General features: G+C 71.0%; 22 protein-coding genes and 1 pseudogene. 20 read left to right on the top strand and 3 right to left on the bottom strand.

Annotation, left to right across the window (positions count from 1 at the left end):
• Nucleotides 1-19: 19 nt before the first annotated feature.
• Nucleotides 20-1,486 carry a cytosine permease gene (locus tag IE267_RS19590; RefSeq protein ID WP_189764112.1) on the bottom strand — a complete coding sequence of 489 codons (1,467 nt, stop codon included), beginning with the start codon at nucleotides 1,484-1,486 and terminating at the stop codon, nucleotides 20-22.
• Between the two features lie 192 nt (nucleotides 1,487-1,678).
• Here IE267_RS19590 and ftsY point away from each other — a divergent pair, with 192 nt between their 5' ends.
• Nucleotides 1,679-2,887, top strand: a complete 1,209-nt coding sequence (gene ftsY, locus IE267_RS19585) for a signal recognition particle-docking protein FtsY (protein WP_167156564.1) — start codon at nucleotides 1,679-1,681, stop codon at nucleotides 2,885-2,887.
• 78 nt (nucleotides 2,888-2,965) lie between these two features.
• Here ftsY and IE267_RS19580 read toward each other — a convergent pair whose 3' ends face one another.
• Nucleotides 2,966-3,631 carry a bifunctional DNA primase/polymerase gene (locus IE267_RS19580; RefSeq protein WP_161244986.1) on the bottom strand — a complete coding sequence of 222 codons (666 nt, stop codon included), beginning with the start codon at nucleotides 3,629-3,631 and terminating at the stop codon, nucleotides 2,966-2,968.
• 461 nt (nucleotides 3,632-4,092) lie between these two features.
• On the opposite strand from IE267_RS19580, the gene nsdA reads away from it, so the two are divergent.
• The 6 genes from nsdA to ftsH all read left to right on the top strand — a co-directional run bounded on the left by nsdA (nucleotide 4,093) and on the right by ftsH (nucleotide 13,792).
• A complete protein-coding gene (gene nsdA / locus IE267_RS19575; protein WP_161244989.1) occupies nucleotides 4,093-5,568 on the top strand; it encodes a transcriptional repressor NsdA in 1,476 nt (491 codons plus the stop codon).
• Between the two features lie 339 nt (nucleotides 5,569-5,907).
• A complete protein-coding gene (locus tag IE267_RS19570; RefSeq protein WP_161244990.1) occupies nucleotides 5,908-7,248 on the top strand; it encodes an ammonium transporter in 1,341 nt (446 codons plus the stop codon).
• A complete protein-coding gene (locus IE267_RS19565) occupies nucleotides 7,245-7,583 on the top strand; it encodes a P-II family nitrogen regulator (RefSeq protein ID WP_161244991.1) in 339 nt (112 codons plus the stop codon). The genes IE267_RS19570 and IE267_RS19565 overlap by 4 nt, the downstream gene beginning before the upstream one ends.
• 21 nt (nucleotides 7,584-7,604) lie before the next feature.
• Nucleotides 7,605-10,061, top strand: coding sequence for a [protein-PII] uridylyltransferase (locus IE267_RS19560; protein WP_189764111.1), 2,457 nt, complete (start codon nucleotides 7,605-7,607; stop codon nucleotides 10,059-10,061).
• A 112-nt stretch (nucleotides 10,062-10,173) separates the two neighbouring features.
• Nucleotides 10,174-11,715: a signal recognition particle protein gene (gene ffh, locus IE267_RS19555; protein WP_167156559.1), complete on the top strand. Its 1,542-nt coding sequence runs from the start codon at nucleotides 10,174-10,176 to the stop codon at nucleotides 11,713-11,715.
• Between the two features lie 232 nt (nucleotides 11,716-11,947).
• Entirely contained in the window at nucleotides 11,948-13,792 is a 1,845-nt protein-coding gene (gene ftsH, locus IE267_RS19550) for an ATP-dependent zinc metalloprotease FtsH (protein WP_229861347.1), read from the top strand.
• 59 nt (nucleotides 13,793-13,851) lie between these two features.
• Here ftsH and IE267_RS19545 read toward each other — a convergent pair whose 3' ends face one another.
• Nucleotides 13,852-14,715 (bottom strand): SAM-dependent methyltransferase, encoded by an 864-nt coding sequence (locus tag IE267_RS19545; protein ID WP_189764109.1) that lies wholly within the window; start codon nucleotides 14,713-14,715, stop codon nucleotides 13,852-13,854.
• 199 nt (nucleotides 14,716-14,914) lie between these two features.
• Between IE267_RS19545 and proS the strand changes: the two genes are divergently transcribed.
• The 13 genes and pseudogenes from proS (at nucleotide 14,915) to IE267_RS19480 (ending at nucleotide 24,729) form a co-directional block, all read left to right on the top strand.
• Complete coding sequence (gene proS, locus IE267_RS19540; RefSeq protein WP_161244999.1) at nucleotides 14,915-16,327, top strand: proline--tRNA ligase; 1,413 nt, start codon at nucleotides 14,915-14,917, stop codon at nucleotides 16,325-16,327.
• A gap of 311 nt (nucleotides 16,328-16,638) precedes the next feature.
• The gene (locus IE267_RS19535; protein WP_100577957.1) at nucleotides 16,639-17,241 is read left to right on the top strand and encodes a hypothetical protein; all 603 of its coding nucleotides are present in this window, start codon (nucleotides 16,639-16,641) and stop codon (nucleotides 17,239-17,241) included.
• Nucleotides 17,242-17,477: 236 nt separating this feature from the next.
• The gene (gene rpsP, locus IE267_RS19530) at nucleotides 17,478-17,915 is read left to right on the top strand and encodes a 30S ribosomal protein S16 (protein ID WP_161245001.1); all 438 of its coding nucleotides are present in this window, start codon (nucleotides 17,478-17,480) and stop codon (nucleotides 17,913-17,915) included.
• A gap of 2 nt (nucleotides 17,916-17,917) precedes the next feature.
• Nucleotides 17,918-18,157: an RNA-binding protein gene (locus IE267_RS19525; RefSeq protein ID WP_005311361.1), complete on the top strand. Its 240-nt coding sequence runs from the start codon at nucleotides 17,918-17,920 to the stop codon at nucleotides 18,155-18,157.
• Between the two features lie 144 nt (nucleotides 18,158-18,301).
• Complete coding sequence (rimM, locus tag IE267_RS19520) at nucleotides 18,302-18,898, top strand: ribosome maturation factor RimM (RefSeq protein ID WP_189764108.1); 597 nt, start codon at nucleotides 18,302-18,304, stop codon at nucleotides 18,896-18,898.
• Nucleotides 18,898-19,719 carry a tRNA (guanosine(37)-N1)-methyltransferase TrmD gene (gene trmD / locus IE267_RS19515; RefSeq protein WP_167156553.1) on the top strand — a complete coding sequence of 274 codons (822 nt, stop codon included), beginning with the start codon at nucleotides 18,898-18,900 and terminating at the stop codon, nucleotides 19,717-19,719. Before rimM ends, trmD begins: the two co-directional genes overlap by 1 nt.
• 126 nt (nucleotides 19,720-19,845) lie before the next feature.
• Entirely contained in the window at nucleotides 19,846-20,196 is a 351-nt protein-coding gene (gene rplS / locus IE267_RS19510; RefSeq protein WP_100577961.1) for a 50S ribosomal protein L19, read from the top strand.
• A gap of 56 nt (nucleotides 20,197-20,252) precedes the next feature.
• Nucleotides 20,253-21,026, top strand: coding sequence for a signal peptidase I (gene lepB, locus IE267_RS19505; RefSeq protein WP_167156551.1), 774 nt, complete (start codon nucleotides 20,253-20,255; stop codon nucleotides 21,024-21,026).
• A pseudogene (gene lepB, locus IE267_RS40440) lies at nucleotides 21,019-22,131 on the top strand (signal peptidase I); the annotation flags it as partial. The gene lepB (IE267_RS19505) and the pseudogene lepB (IE267_RS40440), both read left to right, overlap by 8 nt.
• Nucleotides 22,037-23,029 carry a signal peptidase I gene (lepB, locus tag IE267_RS19495; protein ID WP_373300272.1) on the top strand — a complete coding sequence of 331 codons (993 nt, stop codon included), beginning with the start codon at nucleotides 22,037-22,039 and terminating at the stop codon, nucleotides 23,027-23,029. The pseudogene lepB (IE267_RS40440) and the gene lepB (IE267_RS19495), both read left to right, overlap by 95 nt.
• Before the next feature lie 104 nt (nucleotides 23,030-23,133).
• The gene (gene lepB / locus IE267_RS19490) at nucleotides 23,134-23,874 is read left to right on the top strand and encodes a signal peptidase I (RefSeq protein WP_189764106.1); all 741 of its coding nucleotides are present in this window, start codon (nucleotides 23,134-23,136) and stop codon (nucleotides 23,872-23,874) included.
• A 5-nt stretch (nucleotides 23,875-23,879) separates the two neighbouring features.
• A complete protein-coding gene (locus IE267_RS19485) occupies nucleotides 23,880-24,365 on the top strand; it encodes an NUDIX hydrolase (protein ID WP_189764105.1) in 486 nt (161 codons plus the stop codon).
• Nucleotides 24,366-24,420: 55 nt separating this feature from the next.
• Nucleotides 24,421-24,729 (top strand): DUF2469 domain-containing protein, encoded by a 309-nt coding sequence (locus tag IE267_RS19480; RefSeq protein ID WP_003965949.1) that lies wholly within the window; start codon nucleotides 24,421-24,423, stop codon nucleotides 24,727-24,729.
• The last annotated feature ends 44 nt before the right edge of the window (nucleotides 24,730-24,773 follow it).

The raw sequence follows: 24,773 nt of genomic DNA, 5'->3' as shown, positions 1-24,773 counted from the left end.
GACGGTAGCTGACGAGGCGTCAGACAGCCAGAGTCTCGGCGGACTTGGCGGCGTCGGAGGTGTCGGGAGCCTCGGCGTCGACCACCGGCGGCTTGGGCAGCACGACGTACAGCAGGCCGGAGATCACGATGGTGGCGACCCAGCCGAGGCCGTACTCGCCGACCGGGTTGTTCGAGGACAGCGGCCCCGTGAACCAGTCGGACTTGGTGAACATGAGGCCGCCGAGCAGGCCCACCGCCCAGGCGATGACCGCGGCGGGGGAGAAGCCGCCCTTGTACCAGTAGGCGCTGGTGCGCGTCGTGTCGAGCAGCGCCTTCGCGTCGTACTCCGGGCGGCGCAGCATGTCCGCGCCGAACACGCCGACCCAGGCCGAGAACGCGACGGCGAGCAGCGAGAGGAAGGCGATGAAGGAGCCCATGAAGCTGGTGGCGACCAGCATCAGGATGCCGCCGAAGACCAGCGAGATGACCGCGTTGACGGAGACCGCCCAGTGGCGCGGGATCTTGAAGCCGAGGGTCTGCGCGGTGAAGCCCGCCGAGTACATCGACATCGAGTTGATGAGCAGCATGCCGACGAGCGCGATCAGCAGGTAGGGCACCGCGATCCACATCGGCAGGATCTCGCCGAGGAAGGACACCGGGTCGGCGGCCGAGGCGAGGTCCGGCGTGGAGACGGCCATGACCGCGCCCATCAGGACCATGGGAAGCACCACGATGCCGGCGCCGCCGATCGAGTTGCCGACGATCGCCCTGGAGGAGGCGGTGCGCGGCAGGTAGCGGGCGAAGTCGGGGGCGGACGGGATCCAGCTGACACCGCCCGCGGCGATCATGCCGATGCCCGCGACCATCAGCGAGGTCTTGCCGGCCGGCTGGTGGAGGACGGCGGACCAGTCGGTGTTCATCACGAGGTACACGAGCACCAGGACCGAGAACGCGCCGAACAGGAAGGTCGCGTACTTGTTGCACTTCTGGACGACGTGGATGCCGAGGCCCGAGATGGCGAACGTGATGACCACGAAGACGGCGAGCGTCACGATGATCAGGAACGTGTTGCTCTTGATCCCGAAGAGGATGTCCAGGACGGTCAGCACCGCGTAGGCGCCGGTCACCGCGTTGATGGTCTCCCAGCCCCAGCGCGCCACCCAGATCAGCGAACCGGGCAGCAGATTGCCGCGCTGGCCGAACACCGCGCGCGACAGCGCCATGCCGGGGGCGCCGCCGCGCTTGCCCGCGATCCCGATGAGCCCGACCAGGCCGTACGAGAGAATGGGCGCGCACACGGCGACCACGATCGCCTGCCAGAAGTTGAGCTTGTACGCGACGACGAGGCTGGCGCCCATCGTGAGCAGCAGCACGCTGATGTTCGCGGCGACCCAGGTGGGGAAGAGCTCGCGGGTTCTGGCGGTGCGCTCCGCGTCCGGCACGGGCTCCAAGCCACGTGTTTCCAGGGCGCTCTGCGCTTCGTCGGGGGAGCCGGTGTCGTTCATGGGGGTGGAGTTCCGTGCCTCTCGCTCGGCTCGACGCTGAGCCGGTGGGGGTAGTCGAAGGGGACTCTACGCGCGTTGATGCAGCTACCTCTATCGTACTTTAATCTGACACCTGCCCCATAATTCCCTTCCGTTCTCGGAGGAAGGTACAAACTGGGCCCTCGCGGACTCGTACCCGATACTGGGAGCGTTATGGAATTCGTCATCCTTGCTGTAGTCATCGCCCTGGTCGCGGTCGGCGCGATCAGCGGGCTCGTGGTCAGCAGCCGCAAGAAGAAGCAGCTGCCGCCCACCGCGCCGCCGAGCACGCCGACCATCACAGCCCCGCCCGCCGAGCCTCAGGTCGGTGAGGACGCCGCGGAGACGGCGGAGGAACCGCGCCGCACCATCGAGGAGGTCGGCCTTCCCGAGGCCCCCGCCACCCCGGTCGTCATCGAGGAGCCCGTTGCCCCCGAGGCGCCGGCGCTCGATGTGCCCGAGCCGACCGCCGGCCGGCTCGTCCGGCTGCGGGCCCGCCTCGCCCGCTCGCAGAACTCGCTCGGCAAGGGTCTGCTCACCCTGCTCTCCCGCGAACACCTCGACGAGGACACCTGGGAGGAGATCGAGGACACCCTGCTGACCGCCGACGTCGGCGTCGCGCCCACCCAGGAGCTGGTCGACCGGCTCCGCGAGCGCGTCAAGGTGCTCGGCACCCGCACCCCGCAGGACCTGCGCACGCTGCTGCGCGAGGAGCTCCTCGCGCTGCTCGGCACGGACTTCGACCGCGAGGTCAAGACCGAGGGCGGCGAGACCGTCCCCGGCGTCGTCATGGTCGTCGGCGTGAACGGCACCGGCAAGACCACCACCACCGGCAAGCTCGCCCGCGTCCTGGTCGCCGACGGCAAGTCCGTCGTGCTCGGCGCGGCCGACACCTTCCGGGCCGCCGCCGCCGACCAGCTCCAGACCTGGGGCGAGCGCGTCGGCGCCCGCACCGTGCGCGGCCCCGAGGGCGGCGACCCCGCCTCGATCGCGTTCGACGCCGTCAAGGAGGGCATCGCCGAGGGCGCGGACGTCGTGCTCATCGACACCGCGGGCCGCCTGCACACCAAGACCGGCCTCATGGACGAGCTCGGCAAGGTCAAGCGCGTCGTGGAGAAGCACGGCCCGCTCGACGAGGTGCTGCTCGTGCTCGACGCCACGACCGGACAGAACGGCCTGGTCCAGGCCCGGGTGTTCGCCGAGGTCGTCGACATCACCGGCATCGTCCTGACCAAGCTCGACGGCACCGCCAAGGGCGGCATCGTCATCGCCGTCCAGCGCGAACTGGGCGTCCCCGTCAAGCTCGTCGGGCTCGGCGAGGGCGCGGACGACCTGGCTCCGTTCGAGCCGGAGGCGTTCGTCGACGCGCTGATCGGCGACTGAGCCCCACCCCTGACACACCGGCACGCCGACGCCCCGCCGCAAGCAACAGATGCGGCGGGGCGTTCGCGCGTCCGTGGACTACGCCGCCGAGCGGTGGCAGATGTACGCCAGCGTGCCGAGCAGGAGGCGGGCCTGCGGGGGCCGGGTCGCGGTGTCCAGGGAGGGCGGGCGCAGCCAGTTCACGTCGCCGGACGGCGGCGCCGGCACGTAGCTGCCGCGCGGTGGGCAGCGCAGGTCGAGGACCGCGTCGTCCCAGCCCATCCGGTAGAGCAGCCGGGGGAGTTCGGCACAGGCGCCCGGGGCGACGTAGAAGTGGGTGCGCCCGGTGGGCGTCGAGGACACGGGGCCCAGTGGAAGGCCCATCCGCTCCAGGCGCACCAGCGCCCGCCGGCCGGCCGGCGCCGCCACGTCCAGGACGTCGAACGTGCGCCCGACCGGCAGCAGCACCGAAGCCCCCGGGCACTGCGACCAGGCCTCGGTGACATCGTCGAGGGTCGCGCCCGCCGGTACCTCGGGCGTGAAGGCGAGGGGGTGCGCGCCCGGCTCCGTGCAGGACGAACTGCCGCACGAGCACTCGCCGTTCAGGGCCCGGGCGCCCGGCGCGACGGACCACCCCCACAGGCCGGTGTACTCGGCCACGGCGGTGACCTCACTGGTGCGGGTCGTGCGTGTGGAGCGGCCGCGGCGCCAGGAGCCGGACCGGGTCTCCCTGATGCCCCGGCTGCCGCCGATCGTGAAGCCCATGCCCCCTCCAACGGGTCTGCCGCGTCGGTGGTTACGACGCTCATGGCGTAGTCGTGACGATCCGGAGTTTTCCCGTCACTTTCCGTCTCCGCCAGGGTGGACACGGTCGTGAAAGGGGTGGTGCGGGGTGCTTCGTGCGCCCCGGCTCACTCCGCTCCACCCGACGCTGATCGCCCTGTGTCAAGTGAATCGCGCCTGGCGGCAGGGGAGTTCATTCGAAGGGGTGGCGAATGGTGGCGTTTCTGGAATCGCCATGGCCGGACGGGTGATCGTAGGATTACCGTCGGTACACGGACCTGGGGGGTATGCGCACCCGCGGGTATGCCGGAGGCAAGGAGGTTTCCGGTCCGGGCGGGTGCAACCGCGGGACAGGGGGCCCAACTAGCGGCATTCTGATAGGGGTTCGCGCAATCGATGCACAACCGACGCACGTGAGGCTTCAGCAGATTGGGGGCGTTCCAGTGGGCGGCAGTGGGGCTAGCGGTACGAGCGCCGGAAAGCGCCCCAACGAACAGCTGGGTTCGTGGTTCGTACGGAGCGGCTGGTCGAAGGGCGAGCTGGCGCGCCAGGTGAACCGGCGGGCGCGCCAGATGGGCGCCCACCACATCAGTACCGACACCTCCAGAGTGCGGCGCTGGCTCGACGGCGAGATGCCGCGCGAGCCCATTCCCCGGATTCTCTCGGAGCTGTTCTCGGAGCGCTTCGGGAGCATCGTCGCGATCGAGGACCTCGGCCTGCGCCAGGCCCACCAGTCGCCCTCGGTGTCCGGAGTCGACCTGCCCTGGGCCGGACCCCAGACGGTGTCGCTGCTGAGCGAGTTCTCGCGCAGCGACCTCATGCTCGCCCGGCGCGGCTTCCTCGGCACCTCCCTGATGCTGGCCGCGGGCCCCTCCCTCATCGAGCCCATGCAGCGCTGGCTCGTGCCCTCGCTCACCAGCGACCCCGGGCCCCCGGAGACCGCGGCCAGCGCGCGGCGCCCCTCCCGGCTCTCCCGGCCCGAACTGGAACTGCTCGAATCCACCACCGCGATGTTCCGCCAGTGGGACGCCCAGTGCGGCGGCGGCCTGCGCCGCAAGGCGGTGGTGGGCCAGCTCCACGAGGTCACCGACCTGCTCCAGGAACCCCAGCCCGCCGCCACCTCCAAGCGGCTGTTCAAATGCGCGGCCGAACTCGCCGAGCTGGCCGGCTGGATGAGCTACGACGTCGGCCTCCAGCCCACCGCCCAGAAGTACTTCGTGCTGGCCCTGCACGCCTCCAAGGAGGCGGGCGACAAGCCCCTCGGCTCCTACATCCTGTCCTCCATGAGCCGCCAGATGATCCATCTCGGGCGCCCCGACGACGCCCTCGAACTCATCCACCTCGCCCAGTACGGCAGCCGCGACTGCGCGACCGCCCGCACCCAGGCGATGCTGTATGCGATGGAGGCCCGCGCCTACGCCAACATGGGCCAGCCCAGCAAGACCAAGCGCGCCGCCCGGATGGCCGAGGACACCTTCGGTGACGCCGGGCTCGACGGCGAGCCGGAGCCGGACTGGATCCGCTTCTTCTCCGAGGCGGAGCTCAACGGGGAGAACGCCCACTCCTTCCGCGACCTCGCCTACGTGGCAGGCCGCAGCCCCACCTACGCCTCGCTCGCCGAGCCCGTGATGGAACAGGCCGTCGCCCTGTTCGGCAAGGACGAGGAGCACCAGCGCAGCTACGCCCTGAACCTCATCGGGATGGCCACCGTGCACCTGCTCAAGCGGGAGCCCGAGCAGTCGACCGTCCTTGCCGAGCAGGCGCTCCGGGTCGCCAAGCGGGTCCGCTCCGAGCGGGTCAACACCCGGCTCCGCAAGACCGTCGACACCGCCGCGCGCGACTTCTCGGACGTCGCCGAGGTGGTGCGGATGACCGACCTGCTCACCCGGGAGCTGCCCGAGACGGCCGAGGCCGTCTGAGCCACCCGCCGTCGCCCGGCCCCGCGACGGCATACAAGACCCCGGCCGCGACACCCACCCCGTTCAGCCCGACTCGGCTCCCCCACGCCAGGTCAAACGGGTGGTGTCGCGGCCGGTCCGCCAGGTGCGGACGCCCCCCGGCGCCGGGGGGCGCACCCCTGCCGATCCGGCAGTTCACGGGCGCGTAACACGCACGCCTCCTTCGTCACTGCGGTGAAACATCGAGCGGCATCGACGGAAACCGCGCTGGGACAACCTCATGGCGCATAACCGGCCCCCAGCCAGTTCCCGCCCGAGTAACGCCCCCGCACGGGCCGTACCGACGACGAGGAGACGCCGATGCCTCCAGGCATCACGCTCGCAGCTGACGCTCCGCAGCTGTCCAGCGCCAACACCGGATTCATGCTGATCTGCTCAGCGCTGGTAATGATCATGACCCCCGGACTCGCCTTCTTCTACGGAGGCATGGTCCGCGTCAAGAGCACCCTCAACATGCTGATGATGAGCTTCATCAGCCTCGGCATCGTCACGATCCTGTGGGTGCTCTACGGGTTCAGCCTGACCTTCGGCGAGAGCAACGGCTTCATCGGCTGGTCCAAGGACTACTTCGGGCTCAGCGGCATCGGCCTGGTCCAGCTCTGGCCCGGATACACCATCCCGATCTACGTCTTCGCCGTCTTCCAGCTGATGTTCGCGGTCATCACGCCCGCGCTCATAAGCGGGGCGCTCGCCGACCGTGTCAAGTTCACCGCCTGGTCGCTGTTCACCGCCCTGTGGGTCACCGTCGTCTACTTCCCCGTCGCGCACTGGGTGTGGGCCTCGGACGGCTGGCTCTTCAAGAAGGGCGTCATCGACTTCGCCGGCGGCACCGCCGTGCACATCAACGCGGGTGCGGCCGCTCTCGGCGTGATCCTCGTCATCGGCAAGCGCGTCGGCTTCAAGAAGGACCCGATGCGGCCGCACAGCCTGCCGCTCGTCATGCTCGGCGCGGCTCTGCTGTGGTTCGGCTGGTTCGGCTTCAACGCCGGCTCCTGGCTCGGCAACGATGACGGCGTGGGCGCCGTGATGTTCGTCAACACCCAGGTCGCCACGGCCGCCGCCATGCTCGCCTGGCTGCTGTACGAGAAGCTGCGCCACGGCTCCTTCACCACCCTGGGCGCCGCCTCCGGCGCGGTCGCCGGCCTCGTCGCGATCACCCCCGCCGGCGGCTGCGTCAGCCCGCTGGGCGCGATCGCGGTCGGCGCCATCGCGGGCGTCCTGTGCGCCATGGCCGTCGGCCTCAAGTACCGCTTCGGATTCGACGACTCGCTCGACGTCGTCGGTGTCCACATGGTCGGCGGCATCACCGGCTCGCTGCTCATCGGGCTCTTCGCCACCGGCGGCGTACAGTCCACCGCCAAGGGCCTCTTCTACGGCGGCGGCCTGGACCAGCTCGGCAAGCAGGCCATCGGGGTCGGCGCGGTCCTCGGCTACTCGCTCGTGGTCTCCGCGGTCCTCGCCTTCGCCCTCGACAAGACGATCGGGATGCGGGTACCGGAGGACGACGAGGTCTCCGGCATCGACCAGGTCGAGCACGCCGAGACGGCGTACGACTTCAGCGGCGCGGGCGGCGGCACCGTGCCCCGCAAGGCCGTGCCGGCCCCGGGCGACGTGGCAGCGAACAAGAAGGTGGACGCATGAAGCTCATCACCGCGGTCGTCAAGCCGCACCGGCTCGACGAGATCAAGGAAGCCCTCCAGGCCTTCGGCGTCCAGGGCCTGACCGTCACCGAGGCCAGCGGCTACGGCCGCCAGCGCGGCCACACCGAGGTCTACCGCGGCGCCGAGTACACCGTCGACCTCGTCCCCAAGATCCGCATCGAGGTCCTGGTCGAGGACGAGGACGCCGAGGAACTCATCGACGTCGTGGTCAAGGCCGCCCGCACCGGAAAGATCGGCGACGGCAAGGTGTGGAGCGTGCCCGTCGAGACGGCGGTCCGGGTACGGACCGGCGAACGCGGACCTGACGCACTGTAGGCACGGGCAAGGAGCTGCTGGGTGACGAGCGTTGAAGTGAGTACCGGAGCCAACGACGGCGACTCGGAGCCCGGCGGTTACGCGGCGGCCCGGCTGCGCCTTCTCACCGAGAAGGGGCGGTCCGGGCCGCCGCGCCGCGCGGCCCTGTCCGAGCTGACCGACGGCTGGCTGGCCACCCTGTTCGCCGGCGCCGCGGAAGGGTCGGGGGTGGGCGGCGCCTCCTTGGTCGCGGTCGGCGGCTACGGGCGCGGCGAACTCTCCCCGCGCAGCGACCTCGACCTGCTGCTCCTGCACGACGGGCGGGCCGACGCCGGCGCCCTCGCCCTGCTCGCCGACCGGATCTGGTACCCGGTGTGGGACCTCGGCCTCGCCCTCGACCACTCGGTGCGCACCCCTGCCCAGGCCCGCAAGACCGCGGGCGAGGACCTCAAGGCGCAGCTCGGCCTCCTGGACGCCCGCCATGTGGCGGGAGACCTCGCCCTCACCACCGCGCTGCGCACCACCGTCCTCGCCGACTGGCGCAACACCGCGCCGAAGCGCCTGCCCGAGCTGGACGAGCTGAGCCGTGAACGGGCCCAGCGCCAGGGGGAGTTGCAGTACCTCCTCGAAGGCGACCTGAAGGAGGCCAGGGGCGGTCTGCGGGACGCGACCGCCCTGCGCGCGGTCGCCGCGTCCTGGGTCGCCGACGCCCCCCGGGAGGGCCTCGCCGAGGCCAGGCGCCGCCTGCTCGACGTCCGCGACGCGCTCCATCTGTGCACCGGCCGCGCCACCGACCGCCTGGCCCTCCAGGAACAGGACGCGGTGGCGGCCGAACTGGGGCTCCTGGACGCCGATGTGATGCTTCGTCAGGTGTCGGAGTCGGCCCGTGTCATCTCCTACGCCGGTGACGTCACCTGGCGTGAGGTCGGCCGGGTGCTGCGCGCCCGTTCCGCCCGGCCGCGACTACGCCAGCTGTTCGGCGGCCGCCCCGGCGGCCCCGAACGCACCCCGCTCGCCGAAGGCGTCGTCGAGCAGGACGGCGAGGTCGGGCTCGCGCTCGCCGCCCGCCCCGAGAAGGACCCCGTCCTCGTGCTGCGCGCCGCCGCGGCGGCCGCAGAGGCGGGCCTGCCCATCTCGCTGCACGCCGTGCGCCACCTCGCGAGCACCGCCAAACCGCTCCCCACGCCCTGGCCCGCCGAAGCCCGCGACCGGCTCGTCTCGCTGCTCGGCGCGGGCGAGTCCACCGTCCCCGTGTGGGAGGCCCTCGAAGCGGAAGGGCTGATCACCGCGCTGCTCCCCGACTGGGAACGGGTGCGCTGCCGGCCTCAGCGCAACGCCGTGCACACCTGGACCGTGGACCGCCACCTCGTCGAGACCGCGGTCCGCGCCTCCCACCTCACCCGCCGGGTGCACCGCCCCGACCTGCTCCTGGTCGCCGCCCTGCTGCACGACATCGGCAAGGGCTGGCCCGGCGACCACGCGGTGGCCGGCGAGACCATCGCCCGCGACGTCGCCACCCGGATCGGCTTCGACACCGCCGACGTGGCCGTCATCGCCACCCTCGTACGCCATCACCTCCTGCTCATCGAGACCGCCACCCGGCGCGACCTCGACGACCCGGTCACCGTGCGCTCGGTCGCCGACGCGGTCGGCTCGACGGGCACCCTGGAACTGCTGCACGCCCTCACCGAGGCCGACGCGCTGGCCACCGGGCCGGCCGCCTGGTCCTCCTGGCGCGGCTCCCTCGTCGCCGACCTGGTGAAACGGGCCTCGGCGGTTCTCGCGGGCAAGCCCGTCGACCCCGAACCCGCGGCGGTCACCGCCGAACAGGAACGCCTCGCCGTGGAGGCCCACCGCACGGGCGGCCCGGTCCTCGCGCTGCGGGCCCGTACCGACGGATCGGACGAACACGAACCCCTGGGCGTGGAACTCCTCGTCGCCGTCCCCGACCAGCCCGGCGTACTGCCCGTGACGGCCGGGGTGCTCGCCCTGCACCGCCTCACCGTCCGTGCCGCCGATCTGCGCGCGGTCGAACTCCCGGACCCGGTCGGCGGCTCGGTGCTGCTCCTGGACTGGCGGGTGGCCGCGGCCTACGGCTCGCTGCCGCAGGCCGCACGGCTGCGGGCCGACCTGGTGCGGGCCCTCGAAGGCTCCCTCGACATCGAGGCCCGCCTCGCCGAGCGCGAGGCCGCCTACCCGCGCCGCCGCGGCGCCCAGGCCCCGCCGGCCCGGGTGACGGTGGCGCCCTCGGCCTCCCGGCACGCCACCGTCATCGAGGTCCGCGCCCAGGACGTCCCCGGCCTCCTGCACCGCATCGGCCACGCCCTGGAGAGCGCGGGCGTACGGGTGCGCTCCGCGCACGTCTCGACGCTCGGCTCCAACGCCGTGGACGCCTTCTACGTGACGGACGCGCGGGGCGCGGCCCTCGACCCGGGGGAGGCGGCGCGGCTGACGGGGCAGTTGGAGTCGGCCCTGGGAGAGGTGCCCGGGCCCGCGTGAGCACGTCCGGCGGGGGAAGGGCTGTGCAGGCACCCCCTCGTACCCCCACCCGCCGGGATACCCTGGGGGTCGTTCACCCGACCGCCCCACGAGCCGAGGACCCGCGACCACCGTGTTCGATACCCTTTCCGACCGCCTGAGTGCGACGTTCAAGAACCTCCGGGGCAAAGGACGCTTGAGCGAGGCGGACATCGACGCCACGGCGCGCGAGATCCGCATCGCTCTGCTCGAGGCCGACGTCGCGCTGCCCGTAGTCCGCGCCTTCATCAAGCAGGTCAAGGAGCGCGCGTCCGGCATCGAGGTCTCCCAGGCCCTCAACCCCGCCCAGCAGGTCATCAAGATCGTCAACGAGGAGCTCATCGGCATCCTCGGCGGCGAGACCCGGCGCCTGCGGTTCGCCAAGACCGCGCCGACCGTGATCATGCTCGCGGGTCTCCAGGGTGCCGGTAAGACCACCCTCGCCGGAAAGCTCGGCAAGTGGCTGAAGGGTCAGGGCCACTCCCCGCTCCTGGTCGCCTGTGACCTCCAGCGCCCCAACGCCGTCAACCAGCTGAGCGTCGTCGCCGAGCGCGCCGGTGTCGCGGTCTACGCGCCGGAGCCGGGCAACGGCGTCGGCGACCCGGTCAAGGTCGCGCAGGACTCCATCGAGTACGCCCGGTCCAAGCAGTACGACGTGGTCGTGGTCGACACCGCCGGACGTCTCGGCATCGACCAGGAGCTGATGCAGCAGGCCGCGGACATCCGCGACGCCGTCAGCCCCGACGAGGTCCTCTTCGTCGTCGACGCGATGATCGGCCAGGACGCGGTCAACACGGCCGAGGCCTTCCGCGACGGCGTCGGCTTCGACGGCGTGGTGCTCTCCAAGCTCGACGGCGACGCCCGCGGCGGCGCGGCGCTCTCCATCGCCCACGTCACGGGCAAGCAGATCATGTTCGCCTCCAACGGCGAGAAGCTGGAGGACTTCGACGCCTTCCACCCGGACCGGATGGCGTCCCGCATCCTCGACATGGGTGACCTGCTCACCCTGATCGAGCAGGCGGAGAAGACGTTCAGCCAGGCCGAGGCCGAGAAGATGGCCTCCAAGCTGGCGTCCAGCAAGGGCAAGGACTTCACGCTCGACGACTTCCTGGCCCAGATGGAGCAGGTCCGCAAGATGGGCTCCATCTCCAAGCTGCTCGGCATGCTGCCCGGCATGGGGCAGATCAAGGACCAGATCAACAACATCGACGAGCGTGACGTGGACCGCACCGCGGCCATCATCAAGTCGATGACCCCCGGCGAGCGCCACGACCCGACGATCATCAACGGCTCGCGCCGCGCCCGTATCGCCAAGGGCTCCGGCGTCGAGGTCAGCGCGGTGAAGAACCTCGTCGAGCGGTTCTTCGACGCCCGCAAGATGATGTCCCGGATGGCCCAGGGCGGCGGCATGCCGGGCATGCCGGGGATGCCGGGCATGGGCGGCGGCCCCGGTCGGCAGAAGAAGCAGGTCAAGCAGGGCAAGGGCAAGCGCAAGAGCGGCAACCCGATGAAGCGCAAGGCCGAGGAGGCCGCGGCCGCCGAGCGCAAGGCGCAGGGCGGCGCGCTCGGCCTGCCGTCCGCCGAGGAGCAGAAGAACTTCGAGCTGCCCGACGAGTTCAAGAAGTTCATGGGCTGACCGCCCGCGACCGTACGTGTGGGGCGCCTCCCGATCGACCGGGGAGGCGCCCCACACGCATTCCGGCACCTCGTCAGGACCCGCCCGGAATGCCTTATTTGTACGGGTCTCCAATAATGGCGCGTACCGGCCATGAGGAGAGCACGTGCCCACATCCGTACCCCCGCGCGAACGCCCCGACCAGCCGTGGCGCTCGGAAGGGGCGCCCCCGCCGCCCGCGCCGAAGAAGAAGATGCCCGGCGGCTGGGGGCGGCTGATCCTCACCGCCCTGATCGTCTACCTGATCACCAATCTGATCCTGTCGTTCTTCAACGACGGCGACGAGCCGACCGTCTCGTACACCGAGTTCAGCAAGCAGGTCACGGCCGGCAACGTCTCCAAGATCTACGCCAAGGGCGACGCCATCCAGGGCCAGCTCAAGAACAAGGCACCCGTCCCCTCCGGCGAGGGCAGCGGCGACTACACGAAGTTCACCACCCAGCGCCCCACCTTCGCCGACGACGACCTGTGGGCCCAGCTGACCAAGCAGAACGTCACCGTCACCGCCGAGCCCGTCGTCGAACACCGCAGCTTCCTCGCCAACCTGCTGATCTCGCTCGCCCCGATGCTGCTGCTCGTCGTCCTGTGGCTGTTCATCGCCCGGCGCATGAGCGCGGGGCTCGGCGGCGGCGCCGGCGGGATGCTCGGCCGCAAGACGCCGCCCAAACCGGTCGAGATGGCCGACGACAAGCGCACCACCTTCAAGGACGTGGCCGGCATCGACGAGGTCGAGGGCGAGCTCAACGACGTCGTCGACTTCCTCAAGAACCCGGGCGCCTACCACGAGATGGGCGCCCGCATGCCCGGCGGCGTCCTCCTCGCGGGCCCGCCCGGCACCGGCAAGACGCTGCTCGCGCGGGCCGTCGCGGGGGAGGCCGGGGTGCCGTTCTTCTCGGCGTCGGCCTCCGAGTTCATCGAGATGATCGTGGGCGTCGGCGCCTCCCGGGTACGCGAACTGTTCGCCGAGGCCCGCAAGGTCGCCCCCGCGATCGTCTTCATCGACGAGATCGACACCATCGGCCGGGCCCGCGGCTCCGGCTCCGGCATGGGCGGCCACGACGAGCGCGAACAGACCCTGAACCAGATCCTCACCGAGATGGACGGCTTCACCGGCTCCGAAGGCGTCATCGTGCTCGCCGCCACCAACCGGGCCGACGTCCTCGACCCGGCGCTCACCCGCCCCGGCCGCTTCGACCGCATCGTCCACGTCAGCCCGCCCGACCGGGGCGGCCGCGAGGCCATCCTGAAGATCCACACCCGTGAGATCCCGATGGCGGACAACGTCGACCTGGAGCAGGTCGCCCGCACCACACCGGGCATGACCGGCGCCGATCTCGCCAACCTCGCCAACGAGGCGGCCCTGCTCGCCGTCAAGCGCCAGCAGCGCGAGGTCACCCAGTCCGACCTCTCCGACGCCCTCGAAAAGGTCCAACTCGGCGCCGAGCGGCCCCTGGTGATGCCGTACGAGGAGCGCCGGCGCACCGCCTACCACGAGAGCGGCCACGCACTGCTCGGCATGCTCCAGCCCGGCGCCGACCCGGTCCGCAAGGTCACCATCGTGCCGCGCGGCCGCGCGCTCGGCGTCACCCTGTCGACCCCGGACGCCGACAAGTACGCCTACACCGAGGAATACCTGCGCGGCCGCGTCATCGGTGCGCTCGGCGGCATGGCGGCCGAACACATCGTCTTCGACGTGATCACCACCGGTGCCGAGAACGACCTGGAACAGGTCACCAACATCGTCCGCGGCATGGTCGGCCGCTGGGGCATGAGCGAGAAGATCGGCCCGCTGTCCGCGCTGCCGGGCGACGCCCAGCAGGCGTACGGGCTCTCGGCGGCGCCCGGCACCCTGGACGCCATCGCCGTCGAAATGCGCCGCATCGTCGACGAGTGCTACGACAAGGCGTGCCGGCTCCTGCGCGACAACCGCGACAAGCTGGACGCCCTCGCGGAGGCCCTCCTCGCCAACGAGACCCTGGAGGAGGAGGCGGCCTACCGCGCCGCCGGCATCCCCCGCCTGTCGAAGGCGGGGACGTAGCCGGGACGCAGCCCGAGGCAGCCCCAACTCCCGTGCAGGACAAGGCGGTTACGGGTGGCTCACGGCGTGCGGGCGATCAGATAGCGGAAGACGTTCGGCATCCACACCGTGCCGTCGCGGCGCACATGACCGTGCAGCGCCTCGACGATCTCCTTCTCCACCTGCGCCTGATCGGTGGCGCGGGCCGCCGCGTCGAAGGCGCCGGTCGACATCAGACCCCGTATCGCACTGTCCAGATCCGCATAGCCGAAGGGGCACGCCACCCGGCCCGAACCGTCCGGCCTGAGCCCGGCGCGCGCCGCCACGTCCTCCAGGTCGTCGCGCAGGCTCGGCCGCCAGCGCGGGGCGTCGCTCACGCGGGTCGTCAGACGGGTCGCCACCCGCAGCACCGCCGAGGTGGCACACCGCTCCGGCGGTCCCCAGCCGGCGAGCACCACGGGGCTGCCGTGCTCCGCGAGCCCCACGGCCGCCCGCAAGGCGGGCACCAGGTCTTCCGTATCGCCCGCCGCACAGCCGATGGGCTCAAAAGCGGTGATCACGTTGAACGGGGGCAGATCCGGCTCCGCCGCGTCGGCGGGTCCGCCCGTGACCAGCCGGACCGGGCCCCTTCCCGCGGCGCCCGGGCGCCCGGAATCCGGAGCCAGCCGTTCGCGGGCGAGGGCCAGGCGCGCGGCCCGGTCCGGACCGTCCACGCCGGTCACCGCAGCGCCACGGGACGCGGCGATCAGCAGCGCGAGGCCCGAGCCGCAGCCGAGCCCGAGCAGCCGGGTGGGCGGGCCCACATCGAGCCGTTCGTAGGCCGCCTCGAACAGGGGGAAGAGCATCCGTTCCTGGATCTCCGCCCAGTCCCGCGCGCGCCCGGTCGTGCCCGCCGAGGGGGCGGTGGCCGTGCGGGAGTGATGCCGGACGAGCGTTGGTGTCATGGAAAGCGCCCCAATCCGCCGAGAGGTCAGCTGTGCCCTGATTGACAGCCCCCCGTGAATGTCCGTACGCACTTCCCCCGTATGCCAGGGAACTCCGCATCCCGGCCCGCGTCCAGAGGGCGGAGCCATCAACCGCACTCCGGCCCGCGTCCGGAACGCGATTCACGCTCCGCGACCCCGGAGCCGTACCATTCGCGCCATGGCAAAGGCACCCGTTCTCACGCCCCGGGCGGAAGACTTTCCGCGCTGGTACCAGGATCTGATCAACAAGGCCGAGCTCGCGGACAACGGCCCGGTGCGCGGCACCATGGTGATCCGACCGTACGGCTACGGCCTCTGGGAGCGGATGCAGCAGGAGATGGACGCACGCATCAAGGACGCAGGCGCCCAGAACGCCTACTTCCCGCTCTTCATCCCCCAGTCTTACCTGACTCGCGAGGCTGAGCACGTCGAGGGCTTCGCGCCCGAGCTCGCGGTGGTCACGCACGGTGGCGGCAAGGAGCTCGACGAGCCCGTCGTGGTCCGGCCCACCTCCGAGACGATCATCAACGACTACTTCTCGAAGTGGGTCCAGAGCTACCGCGACCTGCCCCTGCTCATCAACCAGTGGGCGAACGTGGTCCGTTGGGAGATGCGCCCGCGCGTCTTCCTCCGTACGAGCGAATTCCTGTGGCAGGAAGGGCACACCGCCCACGCCACCTACGAGGACGCCCGCGACTACGCCGCGCGCATCCACCGGGACGTCTACGCCGACTTCATGATCAATGTCCTCGGCATCGACGTCGTCCTCGGCCGCAAGACCGCCAAGGAGCGCTTCGCCGGAGCCATCAACACCCTCACCCTGGAAGGGATGATGGGCGACGGCAAGGCCCTGCAGATGGGTACCAGCCACGAACTGGGCACCAACTTCGCCAAGGCCTTCAACACCCAGTACCTGTCCAAGGAAGGCAAGCAGGAACTGGTCTGGCAGACCTCCTGGGGCGTCTCCACCCGCATGGTCGGCGGCCTGATCATGTCGCACGGCGACGACAGCGGACTGCGGGTGCCGCCGCGGCTCGCCGCCGTCCAGGTCGTCGTCGTGGCGATCAAGGGCGACGAGGCCGTCGCCAAGGCCCGCGAGGTCGGCGACCGGCTCAAGGCCGCAGGCCTGCGCGTCCAGGTCGACGACCGGATCGACACCCCCTTCGGCCGCCGCGCCGTCGACTGGGAGCTCAAGGGCGTCCCCGTACGCGTCGAGATCGGCCCGCGCGACCTGGAGGCGGGCACCGCGATGCTGGCCCGCCGCATCCCCGGCGGCAAGGAGCCCGTCTCCCTCGACGCCCTCGCCGGACTGCTGCCCGCCCTCCTCGAAGAGGACCAGGCGCTGCTCCTGAAGCAGTCCCGCGAGCGCCGCGAGTCCCGCACGAGCGACGTCGCCACCCTCGCCGAGGCGGCCGAGGCCGCCGTCGCCGGCGGCTGGGCGCGCATCCCGTGGGCCGACCTCGGCCCCGAGGGCGAGGCCAAGCTCGCCGAACAGGCCGTGTCCGTACGGTGCCTGGTCGCCGAGGACGGGTCCGTGCCCGACGCCGACGACGCACCCGGTACGGTCGCCATCGTGGCCCGCGCCTACTGAGGCCGCGCCCGCGCCCGGCCGAAGGGGCCCGGCCGGCACCGGTGGCGCACAGGCCACGGACAGTCGGCCGAAACCCCTCTTGCGCACCGCTCGGCAACGGCCGACAACAGTCGTCCCGGCGTGGGGAGTTCACCTACACGCCGGGGCGTACACGCCACTACGTCATACCTTGGTGCGAGCTGTGAGCCTTCTCCGCAGATCAGCGCACCCGCCCTCGTCCGCACGCATCAATGCCAACTGACGGGTACGAGCAAATTATTTGGGATGCCCCGGAATAGGAACACAGCGGCCCTGCGGCTCGTTGTCACGACGTGAGCACGACACCACCTGTTCTCGCCGCAGAGCTGGCACAGGCGTGGGCCGACATTCAGCGGTACCACTCCGAGCTGCCGGACCTAGCCGCGCCCGAGTCCCTGATCGGAGAGTCGTCGTCCGCCTGCGGCGCCGAGCTCTCCTTCGAGCGACTGCTCCATGAGGCAGTCCACGGCATTGCCGCCGCCCGCGGTGTACGCGACACCTCCCGCGCCGGCCGCTATCACAACCGGAGGTTCCTGGCGATCGCCGAGGAGCTCGGCCTCGACCACCCGGAGGAACCGCACCCCAGCAGCGGCTTCTCCCTGGTCACGCTGAACGCCGAGGCAAGGCGCCGCTACCGGCCCACCATCGAACGGCTGCAGCGCGCACTCAAGGCGCACACCGTCGCCACCGCCGCCGACACCAAGCGCTCCTTCCGCGGACCGGCCGCCCGGCACGGCTCCTCCGGTGGGGGCGTCCGGGTCAAGGCGGTCTGCGACTGCGGGCGCAACGTACGCGTCGTCCCGTCCGTGCTCGCCCAGGCGCCGATCGTCTGCGGCGGCTGCGGCAAGCCGTTCCGCATCCCGGAAGGGGCCGAGGTGGTCGCCGCGGCCGGCTGACCCCGGGCCCGCCCGCCGGCAGGGGCGGCAGGTCCGGGGGAGCGGGCCGCCCGGGGGTGCCCCACGGACCCCCGGCGTGCGCACTCCAGGCGTGTGGCACAATGGCTAGCTGTACTCGACAGCCGCACAGGAACCCTCTCGCCTCCGGCTGACGCGTCCATCGGGCACCCGAGTACCGCAACCCCACGTGGCATCTCATGTGCCCAACCACGTCAAGACCAGGAGACACCACTCCAGTGGCAGTCAAGATCAAGCTCAAGCGCCTCGGCAAGATTCGCCAGCCGCACTACCGCATCGTCGTCGCCGACGCCCGCACTCGCCGTGACGGTCGCGCGATCGAGGAAATCGGTCTGTACCACCCGACGTACAACCCCTCGCGCATCGAGGTCGACGCCGAGCGTGCGCAGTACTGGCTCTCCGTCGGCGCCCAGCCGACCGAGGCCGTCCTCGCCATCCTGAAGCTCACCGGCGACTGGCAGGCGCACAAGGGCCTCCCGGCCCCCGCGCCGCTGCTGCAGCCGGAGGCGAAGGAAGACAAGCGCGCTTCCTTCGAGGCCTTCGCCAAGACCCTCGAGGGCGACGACGCCAAGGGTGAGGCCATCACCCAGAAGGCGAAGAAGACCGAGAAGAAGGCGGACGAGGCCGAGGCCGCCGCCGAGTCGACCGAGGCCTGAGCATGCTCGAGGAGGCTCTCGAGCACCTCGTGAAAGGCATCGTCGACAACCCCGACGACGTGCAGGTCGCCTCGCGCAACCTGCGCCGGGGGCGCGTGCTGGAGGTCCGGGTCCACCCCGACGACCTCGGCAAGGTGATCGGCCGCAACGGCCGCACCGCTCGCGCCCTGCGCACCGTCGTGGGTGCAATCGGCGGTCGTGGCATCCGTGTCGACCTCGTCGACGTGGACCAGGTCCGCTGACCAGTAGGGTCGCTTTACCTAGATACGCCGGCTCGGGCCGGGGAGGGCTTCTCGCCCTCCCCGGCCCGTAGTCGTGTTCCGGGCCATAGTGGTACGAAGGCCGCGGCCGTCACGAGGCCGCAGTTGTCCGAAGGAGAAGCAAGCGTGCAGTTGGTAGTCGCGCGGATCGGCCGCGCCCACGGCATCAAGGGCGAGGTCACCGTCGAGGTGCGCACCGACGAGCCCGAGCTGAGGCTCGGACCCGGCGCCGTCCTCACCACCGACCCGGCGTCGGCGGGCCCGCTCACCATCGAGACCGGCCGGGTGCACAGCGGCCGGCTGCTGCTGCGCTTCGAGGGCGTGCGCGACCGCACCGCCGCCGAGGCCCTGCGCAACACCCTGCTCATCGCCGACGTCGACCCGGCCGAGCTGCCGGAAGAGCCCGACGAGTACTACGACCACCAGCTCATGGACCTGGACGTGGTCCTCGCCGACGGCACCGAGGTCGGCCGCATCACCGAGATCACCCACCTGCCCTCGCAGGACCTCTTCATCGTGGAGCGGCCCGACGGCAGCGAGGTCATGATCCCGTTCGTCGAGCAGATCGTCACCGAGATCGACCTCCAGGAACAGCGCGCGGTCATCGACCCGCCGCCCGGCCTGATCGACGACCGCGCCGAGATCGCCTCCGCACGCGACGAGGAGACCGACGCGTCCGAAGAACCCGGCACGGGTTCCCGGAGCACCGGGGACGCCGGCTGATGCGGCTCGACGTCGTCACGATCTTCCCCGAGTACCTCGAACCGCTGAACGTCTCCCTGGTCGGCAAGGCCAGGGCCCGCGGCCGGCTCGACGTCCACGTCCACGACCTGCGGGACTGGACGTACGACCGGCACAACACCGTCGACGACACCCCCTACGGCGGCGGCCCCGGCATGGTCATGAAGACCGAGCCCTGGGGCGACTGCCTGGACGAGGCGCTCGCGAACGGCTACGAGTCCGGCGCGGGGAGCCCGGTCCTGGTCGTGCCCACGCCCAGCGGCCGCCCCTTCACCCAGGAACTCGCCGTCGAACTCTCCGAACGGCCCTGGCTGATCTTCACGCCGGCCCGCTACGAAGGCATCGACCGCCGCGTCATGGACGAGTACGCCACCCGGCTGCCCGTGTACGAGGTGTCCATCGGCGACTACGTCCTGGCCGGTGGCGAGGCCGCGGTCCTCGTGATCACCGAGGCGGTGGCCCGGCTGCTGCCCGGCGTCCTCGGCAACGCCGAGTCCCACCGCGACGACTCCTTCGCGCCCGGCGCCATGGCCAACCTCCTCGAAGGGCCCGTCTACACCAAGCCCCCCGAGTGGCGCGGCCACGGCATCCCCGAGGTCCTGCTCAGCGGCCACCACGGCAAGATCGCGCGCTGGCGCCGGGACGAGGCGTTCAAGCGCACCGCCCAGCACCGGCCCGACCTCATCGAACGCTGCGAGGCCACGGCCTTCGACAAGAAGGACCGCGAAACCCTCTCCATCCTCGGCTGGGCCCCCGAGCCCGGCGGCCGATTTTGGCGCAGGCCGCAGGCCGTGGAAGAATAGGCCGCTGCCGTACGCTCAGCCGGCGCCCCTGCCACAGGGGGAACGACGCCCGCCCTTCGCGCACAGCACCCCATTCATCTCGAATTCCGCTGATGACCTGTGGCATCAGTGAGGAAGTAGTCAGTCATGGCAAGCCTGCTCGACTCCGTCAACGCCGCCACGCTGCGCAGCGACGTCCCGTCGTTCCGCCCGGGTGACACCGTCAACGTCCACGTCCGCGTGATCGAGGGCAACCGCTCCCGTATCCAGCAGTTCAAGGGCGTAGTCATCCGCCGCCAGGGCGCCGGTGTCTCCGAGACCTTCACGGTCCGCAAGGTCTCCTTCTCCGTCGGCGTCGAGCGCACCTTCCCGGTGAACTCCCCGATCTTCGAGAAGATCGAGGTCGTGACCCGCGGTGACGTCCGTCGCGCCAAGCTCTACTACCTCCGTGAGCTGCGCGGCAAGGCCGCGAAGATCAAGGAGAAGCGCGACCGCTGAGCCCCGGCTCACACCCGCGCACGGGTCCGACGGCGGCCGGATAAGCTCTGGCCCCGATGGACACCGAAGCACAGCACACGGAGCGCGACCCTTCCGCGGCCCCCGACCCGGGGCCTGCGGAGCGGTCGCGCTCCGCGCGTTTCACCACCCTGGCCGGCCACCTCGAAGGGCCCTGGCGCAAGGCCGGAGCACTGTTCGCACTCTGCGTCGTCCTCCTGCTGCTGCTCAGCCACTTCGTGGTGCAGCCCTTCCTCATCCCCAGCGGCTCGATGGAACCCACCCTCAAGGTCGGCGACCGGGTCCTGGTCGACAAGCTCGCCTACCGCTTCGGCGACACACCCCGACGCGGTGACGTCGTCGTCTTCGACGGGCGGGGTTCCTTCGTACGAGAAGGCGACGAGGGGAACCCGGTGGGCCGTGCGATGCGTTCAGCAGGAGCGGCCCTCGGTCTGACCGAGCCCGCCGAGACCGACTACGTCAAGCGCGTCATCGGCGTGGGAGGCGACCACGTGGTGTGCTGCGACCGGCGGGGGAGGATCCAGGTGAACGGCACGGCCGTCGACGAGCCCTATCTGCACCCCGGCGACAGCCCGTCCCAGGTGCCCTTCGACATCGTCGTGCCCGATGGCACCCTGTGGGTCCTCGGCGACCACCGCTCCCGCTCCAGCGACTCCCGCGACCACCTCGGCGACCCCGGCGGCGGCATGGTGCCGGTCGACCGGGTCATCGGACGGGCCGACTGGATCGGCTGGCCGTTCGGGCGCTGGACCTCGCTGGGCGGCTCCGGCGCCTTCACCGACGTACCGGGCCCCGGCGGCGGCCATGGGTAGCCGCGGGCGCTCGCGCCCCACCGCCCCCGCCGGCGGAGACGACCAGCCCCTGCCCACCGGCACCCGGCCCACCTCCACGCCCCCCGCCCCCGGCCGACGCGGCCACAGCGGCCGCGCCGAGCGGCGCAGGCTCGCCCGCAAGGTCAAGCGGCGCAGACGCCGCTCCGCGGTGCGCGAGATACCGCTCCTCATCACCGTCGCGCTGCTCATCGCGCTGGTCCTGAAGACCTTCCTCGTCCAGGCGTTCGTGATCCCGTCCGGCTCGATGCAGCAGACCATCACCATCGGCGACCGCGTCCTCGTCGACAAGCTCACTCCCTGGTTCGGCTCCAAGCCCGAACGGGGCGACGTCGTCGTCTTCAAGGACCCCGGCGGCTGGCTCAAGGACGAGAAGAAGACGTCCTCGGGGCAGGACCCCGTCGTCGTCAAACAGGTCAAGGAGGGCCTGACCTTCATCGGTCTGCTGCCCTCCGACAACGAGCAGGACCTCATCAAGCGCGTCATCGGAGTCGGCGGCGACACCGTCAAATGCTGCGACAAGGACGGCAGGGTCACCGTCAACGGGCGTCCCCTCGACGAGCCGTACGTCTTCACACCCCCCGATGATCCGCCCGCGCTCATCCAATTCGAGGTAAAGGTTCCCCAGGGCCGGATCTTCGTCATGGGCGACCACCGGTCCAACTCCGCGGACTCCCGCTACCACCTCGACGACGGCCGGCACGGCACCGTCCCGGTGAGCGGTGTGGTGGGCCGCGCAGTGGTCGTGGCCTGGCCTTTCTCGCACTGGCGCAGACTCGAAGTGCCGCCCACGTTCGGCTCGGTGCCCGCCGCGCCCGGCGGTTTTGCACTCGGTACGTCGCATAGGGTGGCGTCCCGGGATCCGGCGGTACGACCGGACCAAGCGGCCCAGCCCCCGACCCCTGCGGAACTCCCGCTCGTTATGGGAGTGGTGGGCCTGAGCCTCGTACGGGCCAGGCGGTGGCACAGAGTGAGGAGTGGATGTGGGGGATTTGGCGGTCGGCGCACGATCCGGACGCGAAGAGCCGGAGGAGCGGCCGGAGCAGCAGCTCGCCGATTCCTCCCCGGGCCCCGTCGCGGGCCACGGCTCCGCGGAACCGGCGAACAACCCCCCGGCCGAGCACCTGGTGCCGGCGCAGGACAGCGGCCGGGGCGACGGCGGACCGGGTGGCGAAGGACCCGGTGAGGGCGAGGGGCGCACCCCCAAGAAGCCGCGTTCCTTCTGGAAGGAACTGCCGCTCCTCATCGGCATCGCACTGGTCCTCGCCCTGCTGATCAAGACGTTCCTCGTCCAGGCCTTCTCCATCCCGTCCGACTCGATGCAGGACACCCTGCAGCGCGGCGACCGGGTCCTGGTCGACAAGCTCACGCCGTGGTTCGGCGCCGAGCCGCAGCGCGGCGAGGTCGTCGTCTTCCACGACCCGGGCGGCTGGCTCGACGGCGAGCCCACGCCGAACCCGAACGCCGCGCAGAAGTTCCTCTCCTTCATCGGCCTGATGCCGTCCGCCGAGGAGAAGGACCTGATCAAGCGGGTCATCGCGGTCGGCGGCGACACCGTCGAGTGCAAGAAGGGCGGCCCGGTCACGGTCAACGGCAAGACCCTGAAGGAGCCGTACATCTTCCCGGGCGACAGTGCCTGCGACGACATGCCGTTCGGGCCGATCAAGGTCCCCAAGGGCCGGATCTGGGTGATGGGCGACCACCGCCAGAACTCGCTCGACTCCCGCTACCACCAGGAACTGACCGGTGGCGGCACGGTCTCCACCGACGAGGTCGTCGGCCGCGCCTTCACCATCGCCTGGCCGCTCAACCGCATCGACTGGCTCGGCGTCCCCGACACCTTCGACCAGCCGGGCCTGAGCGCGATGGGCACCGCGGCGCCCGCCGCCGTCGGCCTCGCGGGCGCGGTACCGATGGTGCTGTGGCGTCGGCGCAAGCTCGTTCAAGCGCAGGTCAAGGCGGAAACCCCGGCGGCCAAGGGCTGACCCGCGGGCATACCGCCGGGTAGGGTGCGGTCCCGGAATGTCGATCTCCGGGGTCCCGGGATGCCACACGCGTCCCGGGGCGCTGCCGGTAAGGGAGCGCTGCGATGAGCGGTAACGGACAGGACCACGACGGCCACGGCCGCAGTCTCGGCAGTGTGCTGTCGGGGGTGGCCGTGGCCGTCGGCTGTGTCCTCTTCCTCGGCGGCTTCGTCTGGGGCGCGGTGCAGTACAAGCCGTACACCGTGCCCACCCAATCCATGTCGCCCACCGTGAAGGCGGGCGACCGGGTGCTGGCCCAGCGCATATCCGGCGGCGACGTACGACGCGGTGACGTCGTGGTGTTCAACGACCCCAAGTGGGCCAACGTGCCCATGCTCAAGCGCGTCGTCGGCATCGGCGGCGACCACGTCGCCTGCTGCGGCACGGACGGCCGCCTCACCATCAACGGCAAGCCGCTGGACGAACCGTATCTGCACGGCGCGAAGGCCTCCGGCACCCCCTTTGACGCCAAGGTCCCGGCGGGCCAGGTCTTCCTCCTCGGCGACGACCGCCTCGTCTCGCTCGACTCCCGCGTCCACCTCGACGACGCCGCCAACGGCTCCGTCCCGCTGAGCACGGTGACGGCCCGCGTGGACGCCATCGCCTGGCCCATGGACGGCATGCTGGTGCGGCCCACGGGCTTCGCGGACCTGCCCGGCGGCATCTCCTCGCCCGGGCCCGTGAAACTGGTCCTGGGCGCCATCGTGGCCGGCGCGGTCCTGATCGTCGTCGGCGCCGCCCACGGGCCCGTCGCCGGGCTCGCCCGCCGCCGCAGGGCCCGCACCACAGCGCCCGCCGGAAGGTGAACCCCGTGCCCGAACTGCGCAAGGTCGCCCGGGTCGTTCTGCTCGACCCCGACGACCGCATCCTGCTCATGCACGGCTACGAGCCCGAAGACCCCGCCGACACCTGGTGGTTCACCCCCGGCGGCGGTCTGGAGGGCGACGAGACCCGCGCCGACGCGGCCCTGCGCGAACTCGCGGAGGAGACCGGGATCACAGACGTCCAACTCGGTCCCGTCCTGTGGCAGCGCGTCTGCTCGTTCCCCTTCGACGGGCGCCGCTGGGACCAGGACGAGTGGTACTACCTGGCCCGCACCACCCAGACCGAGGCCGCCCCGACCGGCCTCACGGAACTGGAGCGACGCAGCACCTCGGGGCTGAGGTGGTGGACCTCCGCCGAACTGTCAGCGGCGCGTGAGACGGTGTACCCGACCAGGCTCGCCGAGCTGCTGCGCACGCTGCTCGACGAGGGTCCTCCGCACGCGCCGGTGGTCCTGGCCCCGGAAATCGTCTAGGGGCCCAGGGGACTGACGCACAATAGGGGGACGCACGGCTGAAGGGGAACATGCCATGAGCGCCGAGGACCTCGAAAAGTACGAGACCGAGATGGAGCTGAAGCTCTACCGGGAGTACCGCGACGTCGTCGGTCTGTTCAAATACGTGATCGAGACCGAGCGGCGTTTCTACCTCACCAACGACTACGAGATGCAGGTGCACTCGGTCCAGGGCGAGGTGTTCTTCGAGGTGTCGATGGCGGACGCCTGGGTGTGGGACATGTACCGGCCGGCCCGATTCGTGAAGCAGGTCCGGGTCCTCACCTTCAAGGACGTGAACATCGAGGAGCTGAACAAGAGCGACCTCGAACTCCCCGGAGGCTGACTCGGACTCCCCGGAGGCTGAGCGGACCTCGGCACCGGGGGGGG

Origin of the sequence: Streptomyces xanthochromogenes (genome assembly GCF_014650455.1) — a bacterium.
GTDB lineage: Bacteria > Actinomycetota > Actinomycetes > Streptomycetales > Streptomycetaceae > Streptomyces > Streptomyces xanthochromogenes.
Note: the sequence above shows the minus strand (reverse complement) of the source record. Positions and strands in the feature narration are given on the sequence as shown.